The organism is Pseudomonas sp. DR48 (genome assembly GCF_019823085.1).
Lineage (GTDB): Bacteria > Pseudomonadota > Gammaproteobacteria > Pseudomonadales > Pseudomonadaceae > Aquipseudomonas.
Genome location: NZ_CP081946.1, coordinates 2,902,071 through 2,922,274 on the forward strand (window position 1 = coordinate 2,902,071; position 20,204 = coordinate 2,922,274).

The following is a 20,204-nucleotide window of genomic DNA, read 5'->3' on the forward strand; positions in this document are numbered from 1 at the left end:
TACTGGCAAACGTTAGTAATCAATGGGTGCAAATGAACGTCCTCCGTATCCCCACTTTGGTTCGCCTACTTCCCAAGGCATGTCGCCGAAAGCAAAAAGGCCATGGGGAGCGGTGCTTCCCTTGGCCTTGCTGTCTCGTCGTCAGTACTTGAGCCGGATGGATCGTTTCCAGCATGGACGTTCGGCGCGAACTTTAGGGCGTGAGGGGCTTGAGATCAACTAAAAATGTCGCGTTTTTGCACGCTTCCGTCGTGCGGTCCTCGACAGTTACTGATGTAACCGACCTGCATGACAGTGTGATGTTCCCCTGGCAGGGAGATTTGCGGTGCATCAGGAGGATTTGTGGTGCCCCCAATCGCGGGCAAGCCCGCTCCCACATTGGATCTATGTCAGCTCACAATTTTGTGGATGACCGCGGACCAGTGTGGGAGCGGGCTTGCCCGCGATGGCGTCTGTCAGGCCAACGCAGTCTCGGCCGGCGAAACAATGCTGGTCTTGCCGCCTCGGGATTTGCCGGAGCTCAGATACTCGGCAATCGATTCCTGCGTCACTTCACCAAGGAACACGCGCTCGGCATCCATCACCGGCAACCACGAGCGATTGAACTCGTACATGCGCGACAGCAGGATGCGCAAATGTTCGTCGAATGCCGCCGTGGCATTGAACTCGCGCAAGTATTGCGCACAGGTCCCGGTCTGACGGTGCAGGTCGCGACGTCGTACATAACCGAGCGCCTTGTTCTCACCGTCGGTGACCACCACATAACGACGGTCCAGTTCATCCATCAACTCCAGCGCTTCGGCCACAGGCGTTTGCGGGCTGACCGACGGCGCGTTGTCCGCCGCGTCTTCGGCTTTCACCAGCAACAGGCGCTTGAGGGTGCTGTCCTGGCCAACGAAGTTGCTGACAAAGTCATCCGCCGGGTGGGCGAGCAGGGTGTCCGGGTGATCGATCTGCAACAGCTTGCCGGCGCGGAAGATCGCAATCTTGTCGCCCAGCTTGATCGCTTCGTCGATGTCGTGGCTGACCATGATCACGGTCTTGTTCAGGGCCCGTTGCATCTCGAAGAACTCATTCTGGATCATCTCGCGGTTGATCGGGTCGACCGCGCCAAACGGTTCGTCCATCAACAACAACGGGGCATCGGCCGCCAGCGCACGAATCACGCCGATCCGCTGCTGCTGGCCACCCGACAACTCACGCGGGTAGCGATTCAGGTACTGCTTCGGCTCGAGCTTGATCATGCTCATCAACTCGCGGGCGCGGTCGTGGCATTTCTGTTTGTCCCAGCCGAGAAGACGAGGAACGATGGTGATGTTTTCCTCAATGGTCATGTTCGGGAACAGACCGATCTGCTGGATCACATAGCCGATGTTGCGGCGCAGGGTCACCGCGTCGAGATCGGTGGTGTCTTCGCCGTTGATCAGGATCTTGCCGGAGGTCGGCTTGATCAGGCGGTTGATCATCTTCAGCGTGGTGCTTTTGCCGCAGCCCGATGGCCCGAGGAACACACAGATTTCGCCTTCATTGACGGTCAGGCTTACCGAGTCCACGGCTTTTACGTCTTTGCCGTTGCTTTGGAAGGTCTTGCTGAGGTTTTGAAGTTCGATCATTTGAGCAGTCCTTTTGGAGTCAGCGTGCGTTGCAGCCATTGCAGAAGCAGGTCGGCGAAGATGGCCAGGAGACTGACCAGCACGGCGCCGACGATCAGCATCGACATGTCGCTGCGGCTGATTGAAGCGAGAATGAGTACACCGAGGCCACCGGCGCCGATGGTCGCTGCGATGGTCATGACACCAATGTTCATGACCACGGCGGTGCGCACGCCAGCGAGGATCACCGGCACCGCGATTGGCAGTTCGACCATGCGCAGACGCTGGCCGAAGGTCATGCCGATACCGCGGGCGGCTTCGCGAATGCCAGGGTCGACGCCGGTCAGCGCCAGGTAGGTGTTACGCATGATCGGCAGCAGCGAATACAGAAACACCGCCGTGATCGCCGGCATCGGGCCCAGGCCCTGGCCGAACTTTGAATAGAACGGCAGCAGCAGGCCGAACAGGGCAATCGACGGCACTGTCAGCAACACCGTGGCGCTGGCTTGCAGCGGTCCGGCGAGGGTCGGGAAGCGTGTCATCAGCACACCCAGCGGCACGCCAACCAGAATCGCCAGCGTCACCGCAATGCCGACCAGGGTGATGTGCTGCCAGGTCAGGTGCAGCACCAGCGGCCAGTCGAGATGGGAAAAGGCGTTCAAAAATTCCATGGCTTTTCCTCCTCAGTTGATAGGGTGCTGGCGCAGGAAATCTGCGGCAACGGATGAAGGGCTTTCGTGATCGACATCGACCCGCGCGTTGAGCTGGCGCATGGTGGCGTCGTCGAACAGTTCAGCCAGCGGCTTGATCTCTTGCGCCAGTTGCGGATGGGCGTCGAGGTAGTCCTGACGCACCACGGGAGCGGCGGTGTAATCCGGGAAATAGTGCTTGTCGTCTTCGAGCAGCTTGAGCTTGAAAGCGTTCAAACGACCGTCGGTGGTGTAGACCAAGCCGGCAAACACTTGGCTGTTGCGCAATGCGGTGTAGACCAGCCCCGCGTCCATCTGGCGGATGTTCTTGCGGGTCAGGTTCATGCCGTAGAGTTCGACCATGCCGTCCAGTCCGTCGGAACGGTTGGCGAACTCGGTGTCGAGCGCCACCAGGTGATTGGTCTTCGCCTCAGCCTGCAACACCGTGTTCAGCTCGCTGATGGTGTTGATCTGCGGATAAGCCTTTGCGGTTTTTTCCGGCAGCGCCAGGGCGTAGGTGTTGCTGAACTTCGACGGCGTAAGCCAGACCAGGCCTTTTTTCGCGTCGAGTTCTTTCACCTTGGCGTAGGACTGAGCGCTGTCTAGCTTGTCCGTGATGTGGTTGTATGCCACCAGCGAGACGCCGGTGTATTCCCACATCAGATCCAGCTGACCACTTTCGTGGGCGCTACGGGCCAGGTTGCTGCCCAGACCGCCGGTGACTTGAGTGTCATAACCCTTGGTGCGCAGGTATTGAGAGGTGATTTCGGCCAGCAGGGTCTGTTCGGTGAACACCCGGGCGCCGATGCGGATTACCGGTTTTTCAGCGGCTTGGGCGAATCCTGCGAACAGCAGAACGCAGCCCATTATTAAGGTCAGTCTTTTCATAAAAATTCCTTTGCCGAGGCTTAAGACGGGCGTAGGCCGCGTTCGAGCCAGAGGCGGCTGGCGAGTGTCACCAGACCGTCGAGCAGCAAGGCCAGCAAGGCGGTGCAGGCCGCGCCGAGCAGCAGTTGCGGCTGATTGTTCAGGGCGATGCCAGGGAAAATCAGGCTGCCCAGGCTGTTGGCGCCAATCAGGAACGCCAGCGGTGCCGTCCCGACGTTGATCGCCAGGGCCACGCGTACGCCACCAATGATGATCGGCACGGCGTTGGGCAATTCGACCCGCCACAGCACCTGAGTCGGTGTCATGCCGATACCGACCGCCGCTTCTTTGAGTGAACCCTGGACGTTTTTCAGGCCTTCATAGGTGTTGCGCACGATCGGCAACAGCGAGGCGAGGAACAGGGCGAAGATCGCGGGACCGCTGCCGATGCCCAGAATTCCCAGGGCGATAGCGAGTACGGCGAGAGGCGGCACAGTGTTGCCGATGTTGAAGATCTGCATGAAGCGTTCAGCACGGTCCACCATGGTCGGGCGGCTGAGGAAGATACCGGCGGGTATGCCCACGACAAGGGCGGCCAGCATGGAGACAAGGACGAGAATCAGATGAGCTTGCAGGTAAAACAACAAATCGTCGCGGTAATGTTCGATCGTGTTAATGCCAATCCAGTGGACCAGCAGGGCCAGGAGTGCGACGACAACCGCACCTCCAATAAGCCCCTTGCCATAGCGAATAGCCACAGGCGGACTCCTTTTTTTCTTGGTCGGCGAACGCAGTCCCGTGTGGCATGCCATTCCTGGCTGCCGGGAAAAACAACGTTCGCGAAAAGCAGCGCGTTCTATATCCGCAAAGGGACATGAATCGAGCCATAAGCGCAGCCTCGTCAGGCTAACTTGCAGATTTTTCAAACCCTGCTACGAGTGCTGTAACAGGGGAGTGGACGCCTCCACCTTTTAAAAGGTTCCATATTTAGCAGCATTTAGCCACCGTTGATCCTTCAGGGAGCCGTCAATCGCCGTTGGCGACAGGGCGAACGGTGGTCCGTCGATGCCGGTTTGCGCTATACTCGCCGCCCTTTTTTGAATCACCTGCCAGGCGATTTCCCATGACCAAACAGGCCGCCGAAGTCGCGAAACGCCGCACTTTCGCCATTATTTCCCACCCCGATGCCGGTAAAACCACCATCACCGAGAAGCTCTTGCTGATGGGCAAGGCGATTGCGATTGCGGGCACGGTGAAGTCTCGCAAGTCCGACCGCCATGCCACCTCCGACTGGATGGAAATGGAAAAACAACGGGGTATTTCCATTACCACGTCGGTCATGCAGTTCCCGTATCGCGACCACATGATCAACCTGCTCGACACCCCGGGCCACGAAGACTTCTCCGAAGATACCTACCGCACACTGACGGCGGTGGACTCGGCCTTGATGGTTCTCGACGGCGGTAAGGGTGTAGAGCCACGGACCATCGCGCTGATGGACGTTTGCCGTCTGCGTGACACGCCGATCGTCAGCTTCATCAACAAACTCGACCGCGACATCCGCGACCCGATCGAACTGCTCGACGAGATCGAAGCGGTCCTGAAGATCAAGGCTGCGCCGATCACCTGGCCGATCGGTTGCTACCGCGATTTCAAGGGCGTGTATCACCTCGCCGACGACTACATCATCGTGTACACCGCCGGTCACGGCCACGAGCGCACCGATGTGAAAATCATCGAGAAGCTCGACTCCGATGAAGCTCGCGCACATTTGGGCGACGAATACGATCGTTTCGTCGATCAGCTGGAACTGGTGCAGGGCGCCTGCCACGAGTTCAACCAGCAGGAATTCCTCGACGGCCAACTGACCCCGGTGTTCTTCGGTACGGCCTTGGGCAACTTCGGTGTCGATCACGTGCTCGACGCCGTGGTCAACTGGGCGCCGAAACCGCTGGCCCGTGTCGCCAACGAGCGCACCGTGGAGCCGGTTGAAGAGAAATTCGCCGGCTTCGTGTTCAAGATCCAGGCGAACATGGACCCTAAACACCGCGACCGTATCGCCTTCATGCGTATCTGCTCTGGCAAGTACGAAAAGGGCATGAAGATGCGCCACGTGCGCACCGGCAAGGACGTGCGGATCGGCGACGCCCTGACCTTCTTCTCCTCCGAGCGTGAGCAACTGGAAGAGGCGTTTGCCGGCGACATCATCGGTTTGCACAACCACGGCACCATCCAGATCGGCGACACCTTCACCGAAGGCGAAGTGCTAGGTTTTACCGGTATTCCGCACTTCGCTCCGGAGCTGTTCCGTCGCGTGCGTCTGCGTGACCCGCTGAAATCCAAGCAACTGCGCCAGGGTTTGCAGCAATTGGCGGAAGAGGGCGCGACCCAGGTGTTCTTCCCCGAGCGCAGCAACGACATCATCCTCGGTGCCGTGGGTGTGCTGCAGTTCGATGTGGTCGCGAGCCGCTTGAAAGAGGAATACAAGGTCGAGTGCTCCTACGAGCCGATCACCGTGTATTCCGCGCGCTGGATCGATTGCGACGACAAGAAGAAGTTTGAGGAATTCAGGGTCAAGGCCGTGGAAAACCTGGCGGTCGACGGCGGCGGTCACCTGACCTACCTGGCGCCGACACGGGTCAACCTGGCGCTGATGGAAGAGCGCTGGCCGGATGTGAAATTCCGTGCGACGCGCGAGCATCACTAAGCGTTAGATGGTCGGTCAGAGCAAAGGCGAAGCTTTCGGGCTTCGCCTTTTTTTATGGGTCAAAAGATCGCAGCCTCGTTTCACTCGACAGCTCCTACATTGAAATGCGTCTCCTGTAGGAGCTGTCGAGTGAAACGAGGCTGCGATCTTTTGATCTTTTCGGCATTACCCTTATTCAAAACCAGTCTTCCCACCAACGGCATTCCGTCTATTCATTAGCGTCCTATCTGGAGAACTGCGCCGATCAAGACTAGATTTCAATCAGCGCTCCGACAGGCAACCATGCTTTACCTCAAGAAAGGATGGATTCGGCTATGAGCATTTTTCGACGCATTGTGTTGTTGCTAAAGGTTTTGGTGATGCTGTCCGTGAGCATGTCTGCAGCTTGGGCGCAGTGCACGGATCAGGGAGAACACGCTTCGAGCGGGCAGGCGATGCACGCTGGCCAGATGATTGCCAAATCTGAATCGGAACCGGGCGATGAGGATCAAGGCGGAAGCAAAGGCGATGACGATTCGACCACGGACGAGCCTGACAGTGACGAAGAGGACGACGGTCAGACCTAGCAAGTAAATCGCGGGCAAAAGAAAACCCCTTCTGCCCCGATTGATGCGCAATCGAAGCAGAAGGGGTTACTGAACAGGTCATCTATTCCTGTGGGAGCGAGCAGGCTCGCCCCCACAGTTTGTTATGCCGCGCCGTCGAGGAATTGCTCGGCGTAGTGGCACGCCACCTGGCGGCTGTCGAGCAGGCGCAGGGCCGGCTCTTCAGTGCTGCAGCGCTCGGTCGCGTACGGGCAGCGCTTGTGGAAAGCGCAACCCGACGGCGGGTTCAACGGGTTGGGCAACTCGCCGACGATCTTGATTTTCGGCTTGTTCGGGTCCGGGTGAATGGTCGGGGTGGCCGACAGCAACGCCTGGGTGTACGGGTGCAGAGGACGCTCGTAGATGTCGTTCTTCGGACCCATTTCCACCGGGCGACCGAGGTACATCACCATCACGTCATCGGCAACGTGTTGCACCACCGCCAGGTTGTGCGAAATGAACACGTAGGCGGTGTTGAACTCTTGCTGCAAATCCATGAACAGGTTCAGCACCTGGGCCTGGATCGACACGTCCAGCGCCGACGTCGGCTCATCCGCCACCAGCACTTTTGGCTGCAACATCATCGCCCGGGCCAGCGCGATCCGCTGACGCTGACCGCCGGAGAACATGTGCGGATAACGCTGGTAGTGCTCAGGTCGCAAGCCCACCTGCTTCATCATCGCCTGCACTTTCTCGCGACGCTCGGCGGCGGAAAGGTTGGTGTTGATCAGCAGCGGCTCGCCGAGCTGGTCACCGACTTTCTGCCGCGGGTTCAACGAAGCGTATGGGCTCTGGAACACCATCTGCACGTCTTTGCGCAGTTGCTTGCGTTGAGCCTTGTCGGCACCGGCGACTTCTTGCCCGGCAATTTTCAGGGAGCCGGAGGACGGCTCCTCGATCAGAGTCAGGGCACGGGCCAGGGTGGATTTGCCGCAGCCCGATTCGCCAACGACAGCGAGGGTCTTGCCGGCTTCGAGTTCAAACGACACACCGTTCAGGGCGCGCACGGTCGCATGGCCCTTGAACAGGCCACGGGACACTTCGTAGTGACGGGTCAGGTCGCGGGCGGTAAGTACGACGGCCATTACGCCACCTCCTGATTCAGCGGGTAGAAGCAGCGGGCAAGGCTGTTGCTTTTCGGGTCAAGGGTTGGGCGTTGCTGACGGCAGGATTCCTGCACGTACGGGCAACGCGGCGACAGCAGGCAACCCTGCGGACGGTCATAACGACCGGGAACGATGCCCGGCAGCGTGGCCAGGCGTGTGGCGCCCAGGCTGTGCTCCGGAATCGCCTTGAGCAGCGCTTCGCTGTACGGGTGAGCCGGAATGTCGAACAGCTGAGGCACCTGACCGACTTCCACTGCTTGGCCTGCGTACATCACGCACACGCGCTGAGCGGTTTCGGCCACGACCGCGAGGTCGTGAGTGATCAGCACCAGGCCCATGTTCTGCTCTTTCTGCAACGCCAGCAGGAGGTCCATGATTTGGGCCTGGATGGTCACGTCGAGCGCCGTGGTCGGTTCGTCGGCGATCAGCAGCTTCGGCTCGCCGGCGATTGCCATGGCGATCGCAACACGCTGGCTCATCCCGCCGGACAGTTGATGCGGGTAGGCATCCATACGGCTGGCGGCGCCCGGGATTTCAACTTTTTCCAGCAGTTCGATGGCCCGTGCGCGTGCTTGCTTGCCGGACATTTTCAGGTGCAGGCGCAGCACTTCTTCGATCTGGAAACCGACGGTGTAGCTCGGGTTCAGTGCGGTCATCGGGTCCTGGAAGACCATGGCCAGGTCTTTGCCGACGATTTGCCGACGCTGACGGTTGCTGAGCTTGAGCATGTCCTTGCCGTCGAAATTCAGCGCGTCGGCGGTGACGATCCCCGGATGCTCGATCAGGCCCATCAGCGCCATCATGGTCACGGATTTACCGGAACCCGACTCGCCCACGATGGCCAGGACTTCTCCCTTGTCCACGGTAATGTCGAGCCCGTCGACCACCGGAACGGCGTTCTTGTCGCCAAAGCGAACGTTGAGATTCTTGATTTCTAACAGTGACATTTGAATCTCCTCAGGCGGCGTTCTTGAGTTTCGGGTCCAGCGCATCGCGCAGACCGTCGCCCATCAAGTTGATTGCCAGCACGCTGAGCAAAATGGTCAGACCCGGCAGGCTTACCACCCACCAGGCGCGTTCGATGTAGTCGCGAGCCGAAGCCAGCATGGTGCCCCACTCAGGGGTTGGCGGTTGTACGCCAAGGCCGAGGAAGCCCAGTGCGGCGGCATCGAGAATCGCCGAGGAAAAGCTCAAGGTGGCCTGAACGATCAGCGGCGCCATGCAGTTGGGCAGCACGGTGACGAACATCAGGCGTGGCAGACCGGCACCGGCAAGGCGCGCGGCGGTCACGTAGTCGCGGTTCAATTCGCCCATCACCGCGGCGCGGGTCAGACGAACGTAGGACGGCAACGAAACCACGGCGATGGCAATGATGGTGTTGATCAGGCCAGGGCCGAGGATGGCGACAATCGCCACGGCCAGCAGCAGGGACGGCAGGGCCAGCATGATGTCCATCAGGCGCATGATGGTCGGGCCGAGCACGCGTGGGAAGAACCCGGCGAACAGACCCAGCAGGATGCCCGGAATCAGCGACATCACCACCGACGACAAGCCGATCAGCAGGGACAGGCGCGAACCGTTGATCAGCCGCGACAGCAGGTCGCGACCCAGTTCATCGGTGCCGAGCAGGAACTGGATCTGCCCACCTTCCAGCCAGGCCGGCGGAGTCAGCAGGAAGTCGCGGTACTGCTCACTCGGGTTATGCGGGGAAACCCAAGGCGCGAAGATTGCGCAGAAAATCACCAGCAGCATGAACAGCAGGCCGGCGACGGCGCCTTTGTTCTTGGAAAACGCTTGCCAGAATTCTTTGTACGGGGACGGATACAGCAGGCTTTGATCGACTGCTACCGCTGGAATTGAAGTGGTCATGGTCATAATGATCTCAGCGCTGGTGACGAATGCGTGGGTTGGCAAAGCCGTAGAGGATGTCCACCACGAAGTTGACCAGAATCACCAGGCAGGCGATTAACAGGATGCCGTTCTGCACGACTGGGTAGTCCCGTGCGCCAATGGCTTCGATCAGCCATTTGCCGATGCCGGGCCACGAGAAGATGGTTTCGGTCAGGACCGCACCGGCCAGCAATGTGCCGACTTGCAGGCCGACCACGGTGAGTACCGGGATCAGTGCGTTGCGCAGGCCATGCACGAACACCACGCGCGCCGGCGACAGGCCTTTGGCGCGGGCAGTACGGATGTAGTCTTCGCGCAGCACTTCGAGCATCGAAGAACGGGTCATCCGCGCGATAACGGCCAGCGGGATGGTGCCGAGCACGATGGCCGGCAGGATCAGGTGGTGCAGGGCATCGAAGAAGGCACCGACGTCATCGGCCAGCAACGTGTCGATGAGCATGAAGCCGGTACGCGGCTCGATGTCGTAGAGCAGGTCGATCCGCCCGGACACCGGGGTCCAGCCCAGGGACACCGAGAAGAACATGATCAGGATCAGGCCCCACCAGAAGATCGGCATCGAATATCCCGCCAGGGAGATGCCCATCACCCCATGGTCGAACAGGGATCCTCGCTTGAGTGCCGCGATCACCCCGGCCAACAGGCCCAGGACGCCGGCGAACAACAGGGCGGCCATGGACAGTTCCAGGGTCGCGGGGAAGAGAGAGGTGAACTCGGTCCAGACGCTTTCACGGGTCCGCAGGGACTCGCCGAGATCGCCGTGGGCCAGTTTGCCGATGTAATCCAGGTACTGGGCATACAGCGGTTTGTTCAGACCTAGGCGTTCCATTGCCTGAGCATGCATTTCGGGGTCGACTCGACGTTCGCCCATCATTACTTCCACGGGGTCGCCAGGAATCATGCGAATCAACGCGAAAGTCAGCAAGGTGATGCCGAAGAACGTGGGGATCAATAACCCCAATCGGCGGGCAATAAAACTAAACATCTTGTGTGCTACCTCATCAGCCGGTTAGGCGTGCCCGGCATTCCTGGGTCAGGAATGCCGGTAGTTTCTTATCTACTTCACCTGGGTGGTGGCGAAGTTATTAGTGGTGAGGGGGCTAATGTGATAGCCCTCTACGTTGTTGCGCATTGCGGTGAACATACGGGTGTGCGCCATGCTGATCCATGGCTGGTCCTGGTTGAAAACCACCTGGGCCTGTTCGTAGAGCGCTGCACGTTCCGTCGGGTTCACTTTAGCCCTTGCCTGATCAATCAGCGTCTGGAATTTGTCATTGCACCAGCGTGCGTAGTTTTCGCCGTTCTTGGCCGCTTCGCAACTGAGCATAGGCGTCAGGAAGTTATCCGGGTCGCCGTTGTCGCCCGCCCATCCTGCAGAAACCATGTCGTGCTCGCCGTTTTTGGCGCGCTTGAGCATTTCGCCCCATTCCATGACGCGAATATCGATCTTGATCCCGACCTTGGCCAGGTCGGCCTGCATCATCTGCGCGCCGAGCATCGGGTTAGGGTTGGTCGGGCCGCCACCGTTACGGGTGAACAGGGTGAACGTGGTGCCTTCCGGTACGCCGGCTTCCTTGAGCAAGGCGCGAGCCTTGTCCAGGTCACGAGGCGGGTTCTTCAGGTCGTGGTTGTAGCCCAGCAACGTGTCCGGGTACGGGTTGACCGCGACCGTGGCGTTGCCTTTGCCGAACAGCGCATTGACATAAGCGGCCTTGTCGAAGGCGATGTCGATGGCTTTACGCACGCGCACATCACTCATGTATTTGTGCGAGGTGTTCATGGCGATGTAGGAAACGGTCATCGCGTTCATTTCATCGACTTTCAGTTTTTCGTCTTTCTTGATGCTCGGGATGTCATCCGGTTTCGGATACAGCGCGACCTGGCACTCGTTGGCCTTGAGCTTTTGCAGACGCACGTTGTTGTCGGTGGCGATCGCCAGGATCAACGCTTCGGCTGGCGGCTTGCCACGGAAGTAGTCCGGGTTGGCCTTGAAGCGAACCTGGGCATCCTTGTTGTAGCGCTGGAACACGAACGGGCCGGTGCCGACTGGCTTGTTGTTCAGGTCGCCGGTCTTGTTGGCCTTGAGCAACTGGTCGGCGTACTCGGCGGAGTAGATCGAGGAGAAGGCCATGGCGATGTCGGCCAGGAATGGCGCTTCACGACGGGTCAGCGTGAACTTGACGGTGTTGTCGTCCACTTTCTCGACGCTTTTGAGCAGTTCCTTGAAGCCCATGCTTTCAAAGTACGGGAAGCCCACGCTCGACAGTTTGTGCCACGGGTGATTCGGGTCCAGCTGACGCTGGAAGCTCCAGACCACATCGTCGGCATTCATGTCGCGGGTCGGCTTGAAGTAATCGGTGGTGTGGAACTTGACGCCTTTGCGCAGGTGGAACGTATAGCTCAGACCGTCCTCGCTGATGTCCCAGGAGTCGGCCAGTGCCGGAATTACTTCAGTGGTGCCGGGCTTGAAGTCCGCCAGACGATTGAAGATGGTCTCGGCCACCGCATCGGCGGTGACTGCAGTCGTGTACTGGACCATATCGAAGCCTTCAGGGCTGGCTTCGGTGCAGACCACCAGGGGTTTGGCCGAGACGCCAACAGCGACACTCAGCAACGCGGCGGCGATGGCCGCACGTAGGGGAAGCATTTTCATCAAGAACCCTCTGCAATCGGTTAAAGGACAAAAGCCGAACGGCCAACTCATCACTGAATCAGCCGTTCGGCAGGTGCATTACAGAATGTTGAACGGGATGGTGGTCACGAGACGGAACTCGTTGATGCTGCCATCACCCTGGTTTTGGCTGGCACGGTGTGCGGTATAGGTCGCGCGAACAGTGGTGGCTTTGAGTGGGCCGCTCTGAATGGCGTACGTAGAACCGATGCCGTATTCGTAGTGGGTTTCGCCGTCCATGTTCTTAACGTCGTACGCAGTACCGGTGTAGTGAGTACCGTCGATGCCCCAGCCGCGAGCCTGGTAGATGTTGAACTTCAGGCCTGGAACGCCGTATTCAGCCATGTTCAGGCCGTAGGCGATCTGGAAGGATTTCTCGTTCGGGCCGTTGAAGTCCGACAGCAGGGAGTTGGCCAGGTAGATGCCGTTGGTTTCGTGCAGGTAGTCGAAGTACTCGTTACCGTTAATTTCCTGGTACGAGAAAGTCAGGCTGTGAGCCTGGTGAGTCAGGCCGAACGACAGGGAGCCGGCTTGGTTGTCGATTTCGCCCAGCAGCTTTTTACCTTGGTCGACGGTTTTGTAGTAGTTCAGGCCGGTGGTCAGGCTCAGTACCGAACTGTCACCCAACACGTGGCTGGCGCCGAAGTAGTACTGGTTCCAGTAGTCTTCGGCCTGGGTCGCCCACAGGCTGGTGGTCAGGCTGGCGAAAGGGGTATAGGTGAGGCCTGCGGTATTAACGTGATCGGTTTCAGCAGTAATGTTTTGGTATTCGGAGCGGAACTTGCTCAGGCTTTCTTCGGTACGCGGCGAAACGCGGTCAAAGGTCCCGATGTCGAAAGCCAGGTTGTTCAGCTCTTCGCTGTGGATCGCCACACCTTCGAAGCTCGAAGGCAGCGGACGGTTGCCGATGACGTCGACCTGCGGGCTGCTGAAGTTCATGCGGCCGGCGGTCAGGGTGGTGTTGGAGACACGGGCCTTGATGTTGGCCAGGCCGATTTTGCTCCATTGACCTTGGGCGTCGCCGCCTTCTTTGGTCAGGGTACGGTTGTTGCCCGCGCCTGGACGCGAGCCCGGTGCGCCACCGTTGTTGGACGCCAGGTCTTTGCGATCGCGCTCCAGTGCGACGGCGTTGTAGGCCGCCACTTCAGTGCTGAAACCCACGGTGCCTTCGGTGAAGCCGGAGTTGTATTTGACGATGGTCCCCTGGACCCAGTTGATCCGACGATCAGTCGGGGTCGCTACACCGTCTTTGCGGTACGTGAACTTGCCACCACGTTTCAGTTGTTCGTTGGCGTACCAGTTACGCGTGCTGCCAGTAACCGTGCTGCCTGCGACAAAACCGGTTGCATCGGCTTGAGCACTTTTGGTGTTGACCGTAACCGGGGTGAATTCCTGGCTTTGGGTTTCTGCGTAAGCCGTGGCGGTTACGCTGCTGATGGCCAGGGCCAATAACGCGGTGCTGCTCAGTTTCATGGGTGAAGCTCCTTACTTTCTTTTTTTAATGCCGGTCTTTTTGGGTGATCCGGCTATTTGGTTTTAGAACTCATTCAAGGCATCGCAAACGTTTGCTGCAGGCCGGATTGGCGAATTACGGCAATACGCTTGCTTGAGGGCGCACAGCGCCCCCAGCGTTTCTGGCTAATCGGTTATTGGTCGATACTGACACCCGAGAACACGTTGCGACCGAAAGGACTCACCTTGAATCCCTCGATTTTGGCGCTCAACGGCTGGTTGACCGTCGAATGGGCGATAGGCGTGATCGGCACTTGTTGCTTGAGGTAGTGCTGCGCCTGTTTGTAGAGCTCGGTGCGCTGGTCACGGTCAGTGACGACCTTGGCCTGCTTGATGAACTTGTCGTAAGTGGGGTCACACCACATCGAGTAGTTGTTGCCGCCAATGGCGTCGCAGCTGTAAAGCGTGCCCAACCAGTTGTCCGGGTCCCCATTGTCGCCGGTCCATCCGATCAGGCTGATGTCGTGTTCGCCATTCTTGGTGCGCTTGATGTACTCCCCCCATTCGTAGCTGACGATCTTCACCTTGAGGCCGATTTTCGCCCAGTCAGCCTGGAGCATCTCTGCCATCAACTTGGCGTTGGGGTTGTAAGGACGCTGAACCGGCATCGCCCACAGGGTGATTTCGGTGCCTTCCTTCACGCCGGCAGCCCTGAGCAGTTCCTTGGCTTTTTCCGGGTTGTAGGCGACGTCTTTGATCGTGTCGTCGTAAGACCATTGGGTCGGCGGCATGGCATTGACCGCCAGTTGGCCGGCGCCTTGATACACGGCGTTGAGGATGCTTTGTTTGTTCACGGCCATGTCCAGAGCCTGGCGCACTTCGAGCTGGTCGAAGGGCTTGTGGCGGACGTTATAGGCGATGTAGCCGAGGTTGAAGCCGGGCTTCTCGATGAGCTTGAGTTTCGGGTCGTTCTTCAGCGCGGCCACATCGGCGGGGCGCGGGCTCAGGGTGATCTGGCACTCATTGGCCTTGAGCTTCTGCACGCGCACCGAGGCGTCGGTGTTGATGGCGAAAATCAGGTTGTCGAGCTTGACCCGGCTCGGGTCCCAGTACTGCTTGTTGGCGGTGTAACGAATGTTGGAATCTTTCTGGTAGCTCTTGAAGGCGAACGGGCCGGTGCCGATCGGCTTCTGGTTGATGTCGCTGGGCTTGCCTTCGGCCAGCAGCTTGTCGGCGTATTCGGCGGACAGAATGGCGGCGAAGCTCATGGCAATGTTCTGGATGAACGCGGCGTCGACGCTGTTGAGCGTCATGACCACGGTCAGCGGCCCGGTCTTTTCGACCTTGGCGATGTTCTTGTTCAGGCTCATCCCGTTGAAGTACGGGAACTCGGTCGGATAAGCCTTACGGAAAGGTTGCTGTGGATCCAGCATGCGATTAAACGTGAACAGCACGTCATCGGCGTTGAAATCACGGGTTGGCGTGAAGTATTGGGTGGTGTGGAACTTCACCCCTTCGCGCAGGTGAAAGGTGTACTTGAGGCCGTCCTCGGAAATATCCCAGCTCGTTGCCAGGCCTGGTACGACGTTGGTGGCGCCTTTTTCAAACTCTGCCAATCGGTTGTACAGCGGCTCGGCGGCATCGTTATCCGTCGCGGTCGTGTACTGCGCGGTATCGAAGCCAGCAGGGCTGCCTTCGGAGCAGAACACCAGGCTGTTGTTGGCGGCCTGGCTGATGGAAGTGGCGGCCAACAGGCCGGTGCCCAGCAATGCGGATAAAACCAAGGTATGGCGCATGACGCTCCCTCTTGTTTAGTGTTTTGACAATGAGCCGCCGTCCCGTCCTGGGACGTGGAGGCATCATTGATCTCAAACCATCATGTGCAGCAAGAACCGAGAGTCCACACATGAACTGGTCGGATCCCGACGGTATGTACCGTGGTTCCGGCAGTAAATGCGTAGAGTCCTAAAGACTCGTGGGAAAAGGCGACGCATCCGACACCACTGCTGTACTACGCAGCGGAAGTGGATGTAGGTTTTTTCCTACTTTCTCGGCAGATAAAGCAGCGGCGACGTCAAAGACGTCGCCGCGGCCAAACCTTACTTGCTGACGCTGACGCCGTAGAAGGAGTTCAAGCCAAACGGGCTGATCTTGAAGTCCTGCACGTTGTCGCGCATGGGTTGGAACACCGTCGAGTGAGCGATAGGTGTCATTGGCACAGCATCTTTGAGGACGTGTTGCGCCTGTTTGTACAGTTCGGTGCGCTTGGCCTGGTCGGTTGTGCGCTTGGCTTCTTTAACGATGCCGTCGAACTTCTTGTCGCACCATTTGGAGAAGTTGTTGCCTTGCAGCGAATCACAGCCGAACAGCACGTTCAGCCAGTTGTCCGGGTCACCGTTGTCGCCGCTCCAGCCAATCAGCATCGCGCCGTTTTCGCCGCCTTTGGAGCGCTTGATGTACTCGCCCCACTCGTAGGTCACGATCTTGGCCTTGATACCGATCTTGGCCCAGTCGGACTGCAGCATTTCAGCCATCAGCTTGGCGTTCGGGTTGTACGGACGCTGAACCGGCATCGCCCACAGGTTGATCTCGGTGCCTTCCTTGATGCCGGCTTCCTTGAGCAGCTCTTTGGCTTTCTCAGGGTTGTACGGCGCGTCCTTGATGGTGGTGTCGTAGGACCACTGGGTCGGCGGCATGGCGTTGACGGCCAGTTGGCCAGCGCCCTGGTAAACGGAATCGATGATCTGCTGCTTGTTGACGGCCATGTCCAGTGCCTGACGCACTTTCAGTTGGGCCATCGGGTTTGGCTGATCGCTGCCCTTGATCTTGTCCATCACGTTGTAAGCGATGTAACCCAGGTTGAAACCAGCCTGGTTAGGCACTTTCAGGGTCTTGTCTTCTTGCAGCGCCTTCAGGTCGGCCGGACGTGGGAACAGAGTGATCTGGCACTCGTTCTTCTTCAGCTTCTGAATACGCACCGACGGGTCGGTGGTAATGGCGAAGATCAGGTTGTCGATCTTGACGTCGTCAGGCTTCCAGTAGTCCTTGTTCCCGGTGTAGCGGATGTTGGAGTCTTTCTGGTAGCTCTTGAACACGAACGGACCAGTGCCGACCGGCTTCTGGTTGATGTCGGCGGCTTTGCCTTCCTTGAGCAGCTGGGCAGCGTACTCGGCGGATTGCACGGAAGCGAAGCTCATGGCCATGTTCTGGATGAACGCGGCGTCAACTTCCTTCAGGGTGAACTTGACGGTTTTGTCGTCGACTTTATCGATCTTGGTGATGTTGGTATCCATCCCCATGTCGGTGAAGTACGGGAATTCGGTCGGGTACGCCTTACGGAACGGGTCATCCTTGTTAATCATGCGATTAAAGGTGAACAGCACGTCGTCGGCGTTGAACTCACGAGTGGGCTTGAAGTACGGGGTGGTGTGGAACTTGACGCCTTCACGCAGGTGGAAGGTGTATGTCAGGCCGTCCGGGGAAATGTCCCAGCTGGTCGCCAGACCTGGAATGACAGCGGTGCCGCCACGTTCGAACTGGGTCAAACGGTTGAACATGGTTTCTGCAGAGGCGTCGAAGTCGGTTCCGGTGGTGTACTGACCTGGATCGAAACCGGCCGGGCTCCCTTCGGAGCAGAACACCAGGTTAGTCGCTGCTTGGGCGAATGGTGCGCTAGCTAACAAGCTTGCGCCGACTAAAAACGGAATGACCGCGTGTTTAAGCATGTTGGCCTCATGATTTGTTGTCATTTTTGGAATTAGAGGACGACCTCGTGAGTCGTGCCTGCGGATACTTATGCAGGGGCCATACCCATTGCAAGATCTCGGGCGACCACAGGTGTTAAACAGTGGCACGAACGTACCTTAATGTCGCATATGTATAAATTCATGTTCATTTGACCGTTTGCGCGGGGTTTTTTCGGTGCGTCAGGCGCACCGACAAAGGGCAGTCTGCGCGCCTGGTGCACCCGATTAGAGCTCGGTGTTACTTATTTATACCCACACCATAGAAGGGTGTGAGACCGAACGGACTGATTTTGAAGTCGGTGACTTCCTTGCGTATCGGCTGGAACACCGTTGAGTTCGCAATGGGTGTGATAGGTACTTGTTGTTTAAGGATTTGTTGTGCCTGTTGGTACAAATTGACCCGTTGCTGTTTGTCAGTGGACACTTTGGCTTGCTGAATCAATTTGTCGTACGCCGGGTCGCACCACTTGGCGTAGTTGCTACCTTTCACAGCGGCGCAGCTATAGAGCACGCCGAGCCAGTTGTCGGGGTCGCCGTTGTCGCCGGTCCAACCGTAAATCATCGCGTCGTGTTCGCCGCTCTTGGCGCGCTTGATGTACTCGCCCCATTCATAGCTGACGATGTTGGCTTTGATCCCGATTTTCTCCCAATCCTGCTGGATCATCTGCGCCGACATCCGGGCGTTCGGGTTCGATGCGCGCTGCACGGTCATGGCCCACAAATTAATAGTCGTACCGGGTGCAACCCCTGCTTCTTTTAGTAGCGCCTTCGCTTTCGTCGGGTCGTGAGGCGCGTCCTTGATGCTCGGGTCATACGACCATTGGGCCGGAGGCAGGGCGTTCTGCGCCAGTTGGCCGGCACTTTGGTAGACGGCCTTGATGATCGCGGGTTTATCGATAGCCATGTCCAGCGCCTGACGGACCTTGAGCTGGTCCAGCGGTGGGTGGGTCACGTTGTAGGCCAGGAAACCAAGGTTGAACCCGGCTTGTTTGAGCACGGTGAGATTCGGGTCTTTCTCCATGACTTCGATGTCTGCTGGGCGTGGGTAACCGCTGACCTGGCATTCGCCGGCCTTGAGTTTCTGCAAGCGTACGGCGGCGTCGGGGGTTATCGAGAACACCAAATTGTCTATTTTTACGTCCTCGGGTTTCCAGTACGACTTGTTGGCGGCGTAGCGGATCTGCGAGTCCTTTTGATAGCGCTTGAACACGAACGGGCCGGTGCCGACGGGTTTCTGGTTAATGTCCGCCGCTTTGCCTTCTTTTAACAGCTGCGCGCCGTACTCGGCGGATTGCACTGAGGCGAAGCTCATGGCGAGGTTTTGGATGAAGGCAGCGTCGATGTTGTTCAGGGTGAAACGCACGGTGTGGTCGTCGATTTTGTCGACGCTCTTGATCGTTTTGTTCAGGTCCATGTCGGTGAAGTATGGCGACTCGGCGGGGTAGGCTTTTCGGAAAACGTTTTCCGGATCGAGCAGGCGCTGGAAGGTGAAAAGCACGTCGTCAGCGTTGAAGTCCCGGGTCGGGGTGAAGTAGTCGGTGTTGTGGAACTTCACTCCATCGCGCAGGAAAAAGGTGTAGGTGAGGCCGTCCGTGGATACCTCCCATTTTGTTGCCAGACCGGGTTCGACTTCGGTGCCGCCACGTTTGAATTGGGTGAGGCGGTTGAAAACGGTTTCGGCCGAGGCATCGAAATCGGTACCGCTGGTGTATTGGCTGGGGTCGAAACCGGCAGGGCTGGCTTCGGAGCAGTAGACCAGAGTGGTGGCGGCTTGGGCCAATGGGGCGGTTGTTGCGAGGGCGAGAGCGAGCAGGAGTGGTTTGACGGTGGTTCTTTCCATGGAGTCCCCGGGATTTGAGTAACGATATTTTCCTGAGGGTAGCGTTGTTGGCGGGGAGGGCGGAAATATCCTTTTTTGAGGGGAACCCCTCTATCTGGGCATAGTGGGCCGGTTTTTGGGTTTTTGGCGGTGGGTAGGAACTGACAAAGGGTGTGATCTTTGACTGCATCCCGTTTTTTTCTGTGGGGGAGAGCTTGCCCGCGATGGCGGCCTGCCAGCGACCAGTCTCTTCCTGCCGCCCCTTGATCGTTCCCTACGCTCCGCGTGGGAATGCAGCCAGGGACGCTCCGCGTTCCATTTTTGTGTTGAACGATGTGTAAGAAACACAGAGCTTTCCCACGCATTTTTCAGGTTGCCGGGTAGGAAGCAGTCCTTCTAACCTTCGGCTGTCGCTGCAGTTTCAGCGACCAGGCGTGGAAACCTGGATCTCTTAGTAGCCGCATAGCTGAACCATCGTATTCGTTGCCGACGTCTTCGTTCGTCTGCAAACTGCGTCCTGGCGGCTGTGCGTGGGCAGGCTTCGGTCTGGCCGGGTCCTACTAACCGGTATTTCCACCCTGCGTGCAGCCGCCACCTATTTGTCGTGTGGAAACGACATTGGATGGCTCCCATTTCAAGTAGGAGTTTTTCCATGGATAAGTTAATCCCCGATCCACCCACCACATCCGAAGCTCAAGATTTACCCTCCGAGACTTTACTCAAAGACCGCGAAGCCATAAAACGCGCCCTCGACTACTACCTCGATCCCCCGAATCAATACACGGCCACCTCCCGGCGTCCGAGCACCATGTTCCTGGTCGCTCCGAACATGGATACCGAAAGCCTGTTGGCCCAAGCCTGCGAGTCCCTGGCTTCCGCGAGTGTCATGGCCAGCGATTTCGCCACAAACCTGATCGGTCCGCAGCGCAATACGGTGTTGGCGATTCAGCAGATCATCATGCTGGCGGAGTTGGCAGTGAATCGGGCGCTGGATAACGTCGATCCGCAGGGCTGATCAGAGACCGCGTTATCGTTCATCGATGGCGCCGGACTCAACAGCACT

Annotated in this window: 16 protein-coding genes; 3 read left to right on the top strand and 13 right to left on the bottom strand. The window is 58.4% G+C overall.

Going from position 1 to position 20,204, the window contains the following annotated elements; genetic code table 11:
- Positions 1-455: 455 nt before the first annotated feature.
- Genes K5K95_RS13040 through K5K95_RS13055 form a run of 4 tightly spaced genes read right to left on the bottom strand, consistent with a single transcriptional unit; the run spans position 456 to position 3,906 of the window.
- Positions 456-1,613, bottom strand: coding sequence for a betaine/proline/choline family ABC transporter ATP-binding protein (locus K5K95_RS13040; RefSeq protein WP_090175589.1), 1,158 nt, complete (start codon positions 1,611-1,613; stop codon positions 456-458).
- Positions 1,610-2,263, bottom strand: coding sequence for an ABC transporter permease (locus K5K95_RS13045; RefSeq protein ID WP_090175586.1), 654 nt, complete (start codon positions 2,261-2,263; stop codon positions 1,610-1,612). The genes K5K95_RS13040 and K5K95_RS13045 overlap by 4 nt, the downstream gene beginning before the upstream one ends.
- 12 nt (positions 2,264-2,275) lie before the next feature.
- On the bottom strand, positions 2,276-3,169 hold the full coding sequence (locus tag K5K95_RS13050; RefSeq protein ID WP_222589759.1) for a glycine betaine ABC transporter substrate-binding protein: 894 nt from the start codon (positions 3,167-3,169) through the stop codon (positions 2,276-2,278).
- A gap of 20 nt (positions 3,170-3,189) precedes the next feature.
- Positions 3,190-3,906, bottom strand: a complete 717-nt coding sequence (locus K5K95_RS13055) for an ABC transporter permease (RefSeq protein WP_090175580.1) — start codon at positions 3,904-3,906, stop codon at positions 3,190-3,192.
- A gap of 365 nt (positions 3,907-4,271) precedes the next feature.
- Between K5K95_RS13055 and K5K95_RS13060 the strand changes: the two genes are divergently transcribed.
- Entirely contained in the window at positions 4,272-5,855 is a 1,584-nt protein-coding gene (locus tag K5K95_RS13060) for a peptide chain release factor 3 (RefSeq protein WP_007900384.1), read from the top strand.
- Between the two features lie 314 nt (positions 5,856-6,169).
- The gene (locus K5K95_RS13065; RefSeq protein ID WP_222589760.1) at positions 6,170-6,421 is read left to right on the top strand and encodes a hypothetical protein; all 252 of its coding nucleotides are present in this window, start codon (positions 6,170-6,172) and stop codon (positions 6,419-6,421) included.
- Positions 6,422-6,543: 122 nt separating this feature from the next.
- On the opposite strand, the gene K5K95_RS13070 is transcribed toward K5K95_RS13065, so the two are convergent.
- From K5K95_RS13070 to K5K95_RS13110, 9 genes are all read right to left on the bottom strand, one after another.
- A complete protein-coding gene (locus tag K5K95_RS13070) occupies positions 6,544-7,524 on the bottom strand; it encodes a peptide ABC transporter ATP-binding protein (protein WP_222589761.1) in 981 nt (326 codons plus the stop codon).
- On the bottom strand, positions 7,524-8,492 hold the full coding sequence (locus tag K5K95_RS13075) for an ABC transporter ATP-binding protein (protein WP_090175571.1): 969 nt from the start codon (positions 8,490-8,492) through the stop codon (positions 7,524-7,526). The genes K5K95_RS13070 and K5K95_RS13075 overlap by 1 nt, the downstream gene beginning before the upstream one ends.
- A 10-nt stretch (positions 8,493-8,502) precedes the next feature.
- Complete coding sequence (locus K5K95_RS13080) at positions 8,503-9,414, bottom strand: ABC transporter permease subunit (protein ID WP_090188310.1); 912 nt, start codon at positions 9,412-9,414, stop codon at positions 8,503-8,505.
- Between the two features lie 13 nt (positions 9,415-9,427).
- Complete coding sequence (locus K5K95_RS13085) at positions 9,428-10,438, bottom strand: ABC transporter permease subunit (protein WP_208670005.1); 1,011 nt, start codon at positions 10,436-10,438, stop codon at positions 9,428-9,430.
- Between the two features lie 72 nt (positions 10,439-10,510).
- Positions 10,511-12,106, bottom strand: a complete 1,596-nt coding sequence (locus tag K5K95_RS13090; protein ID WP_222589762.1) for an ABC transporter substrate-binding protein — start codon at positions 12,104-12,106, stop codon at positions 10,511-10,513.
- Positions 12,107-12,184: 78 nt separating this feature from the next.
- Entirely contained in the window at positions 12,185-13,597 is a 1,413-nt protein-coding gene (locus tag K5K95_RS13095) for an OprD family outer membrane porin (RefSeq protein ID WP_222589763.1), read from the bottom strand.
- A gap of 173 nt (positions 13,598-13,770) precedes the next feature.
- Positions 13,771-15,372 (bottom strand): ABC transporter substrate-binding protein, encoded by a 1,602-nt coding sequence (locus tag K5K95_RS13100; protein WP_222589764.1) that lies wholly within the window; start codon positions 15,370-15,372, stop codon positions 13,771-13,773.
- A gap of 303 nt (positions 15,373-15,675) precedes the next feature.
- Positions 15,676-17,301 (bottom strand): ABC transporter substrate-binding protein, encoded by a 1,626-nt coding sequence (locus K5K95_RS13105; RefSeq protein WP_222589765.1) that lies wholly within the window; start codon positions 17,299-17,301, stop codon positions 15,676-15,678.
- Positions 17,302-17,560: 259 nt separating this feature from the next.
- Positions 17,561-19,162 (bottom strand): ABC transporter substrate-binding protein, encoded by a 1,602-nt coding sequence (locus tag K5K95_RS13110; protein WP_222589766.1) that lies wholly within the window; start codon positions 19,160-19,162, stop codon positions 17,561-17,563.
- A gap of 631 nt (positions 19,163-19,793) precedes the next feature.
- Between K5K95_RS13110 and K5K95_RS13115 the strand changes: the two genes are divergently transcribed.
- Positions 19,794-20,156, top strand: coding sequence for a DUF6124 family protein (locus tag K5K95_RS13115; RefSeq protein ID WP_222589767.1), 363 nt, complete (start codon positions 19,794-19,796; stop codon positions 20,154-20,156).
- The last annotated feature ends 48 nt before the right edge of the window (positions 20,157-20,204 follow it).

Coding starts and splice junctions, on each gene's coding strand:
- K5K95_RS13040 (WP_090175589.1), bottom strand. CDS start 1,613: ATGATCGAACTTCAAAACCTCAGCAAGACCTTCCAAAGCAACGGCAAA.
- K5K95_RS13045 (WP_090175586.1), bottom strand. CDS start 2,263: ATGGAATTTTTGAACGCCTTTTCCCATCTCGACTGGCCGCTGGTGCTG.
- K5K95_RS13050 (WP_222589759.1), bottom strand. CDS start 3,169: ATGAAAAGACTGACCTTAATAATGGGCTGCGTTCTGCTGTTCGCAGGA.
- K5K95_RS13060 (WP_007900384.1), top strand. CDS start 4,272: ATGACCAAACAGGCCGCCGAAGTCGCGAAACGCCGCACTTTCGCCATT.
- K5K95_RS13065 (WP_222589760.1), top strand. CDS start 6,170: ATGAGCATTTTTCGACGCATTGTGTTGTTGCTAAAGGTTTTGGTGATG.
- K5K95_RS13070 (WP_222589761.1), bottom strand. CDS start 7,524: ATGGCCGTCGTACTTACCGCCCGCGACCTGACCCGTCACTACGAAGTG.
- K5K95_RS13075 (WP_090175571.1), bottom strand. CDS start 8,492: ATGTCACTGTTAGAAATCAAGAATCTCAACGTTCGCTTTGGCGACAAG.
- K5K95_RS13080 (WP_090188310.1), bottom strand. CDS start 9,414: ATGACCACTTCAATTCCAGCGGTAGCAGTCGATCAAAGCCTGCTGTAT.
- K5K95_RS13085 (WP_208670005.1), bottom strand. CDS start 10,438: ATGTTTAGTTTTATTGCCCGCCGATTGGGGTTATTGATCCCCACGTTC.
- K5K95_RS13090 (WP_222589762.1), bottom strand. CDS start 12,106: ATGAAAATGCTTCCCCTACGTGCGGCCATCGCCGCCGCGTTGCTGAGT.
- K5K95_RS13095 (WP_222589763.1), bottom strand. CDS start 13,597: ATGAAACTGAGCAGCACCGCGTTATTGGCCCTGGCCATCAGCAGCGTA.
- K5K95_RS13100 (WP_222589764.1), bottom strand. CDS start 15,372: ATGCGCCATACCTTGGTTTTATCCGCATTGCTGGGCACCGGCCTGTTG.
- K5K95_RS13105 (WP_222589765.1), bottom strand. CDS start 17,301: ATGCTTAAACACGCGGTCATTCCGTTTTTAGTCGGCGCAAGCTTGTTA.
- K5K95_RS13110 (WP_222589766.1), bottom strand. CDS start 19,162: ATGGAAAGAACCACCGTCAAACCACTCCTGCTCGCTCTCGCCCTCGCA.
- K5K95_RS13115 (WP_222589767.1), top strand. CDS start 19,794: ATGGATAAGTTAATCCCCGATCCACCCACCACATCCGAAGCTCAAGAT.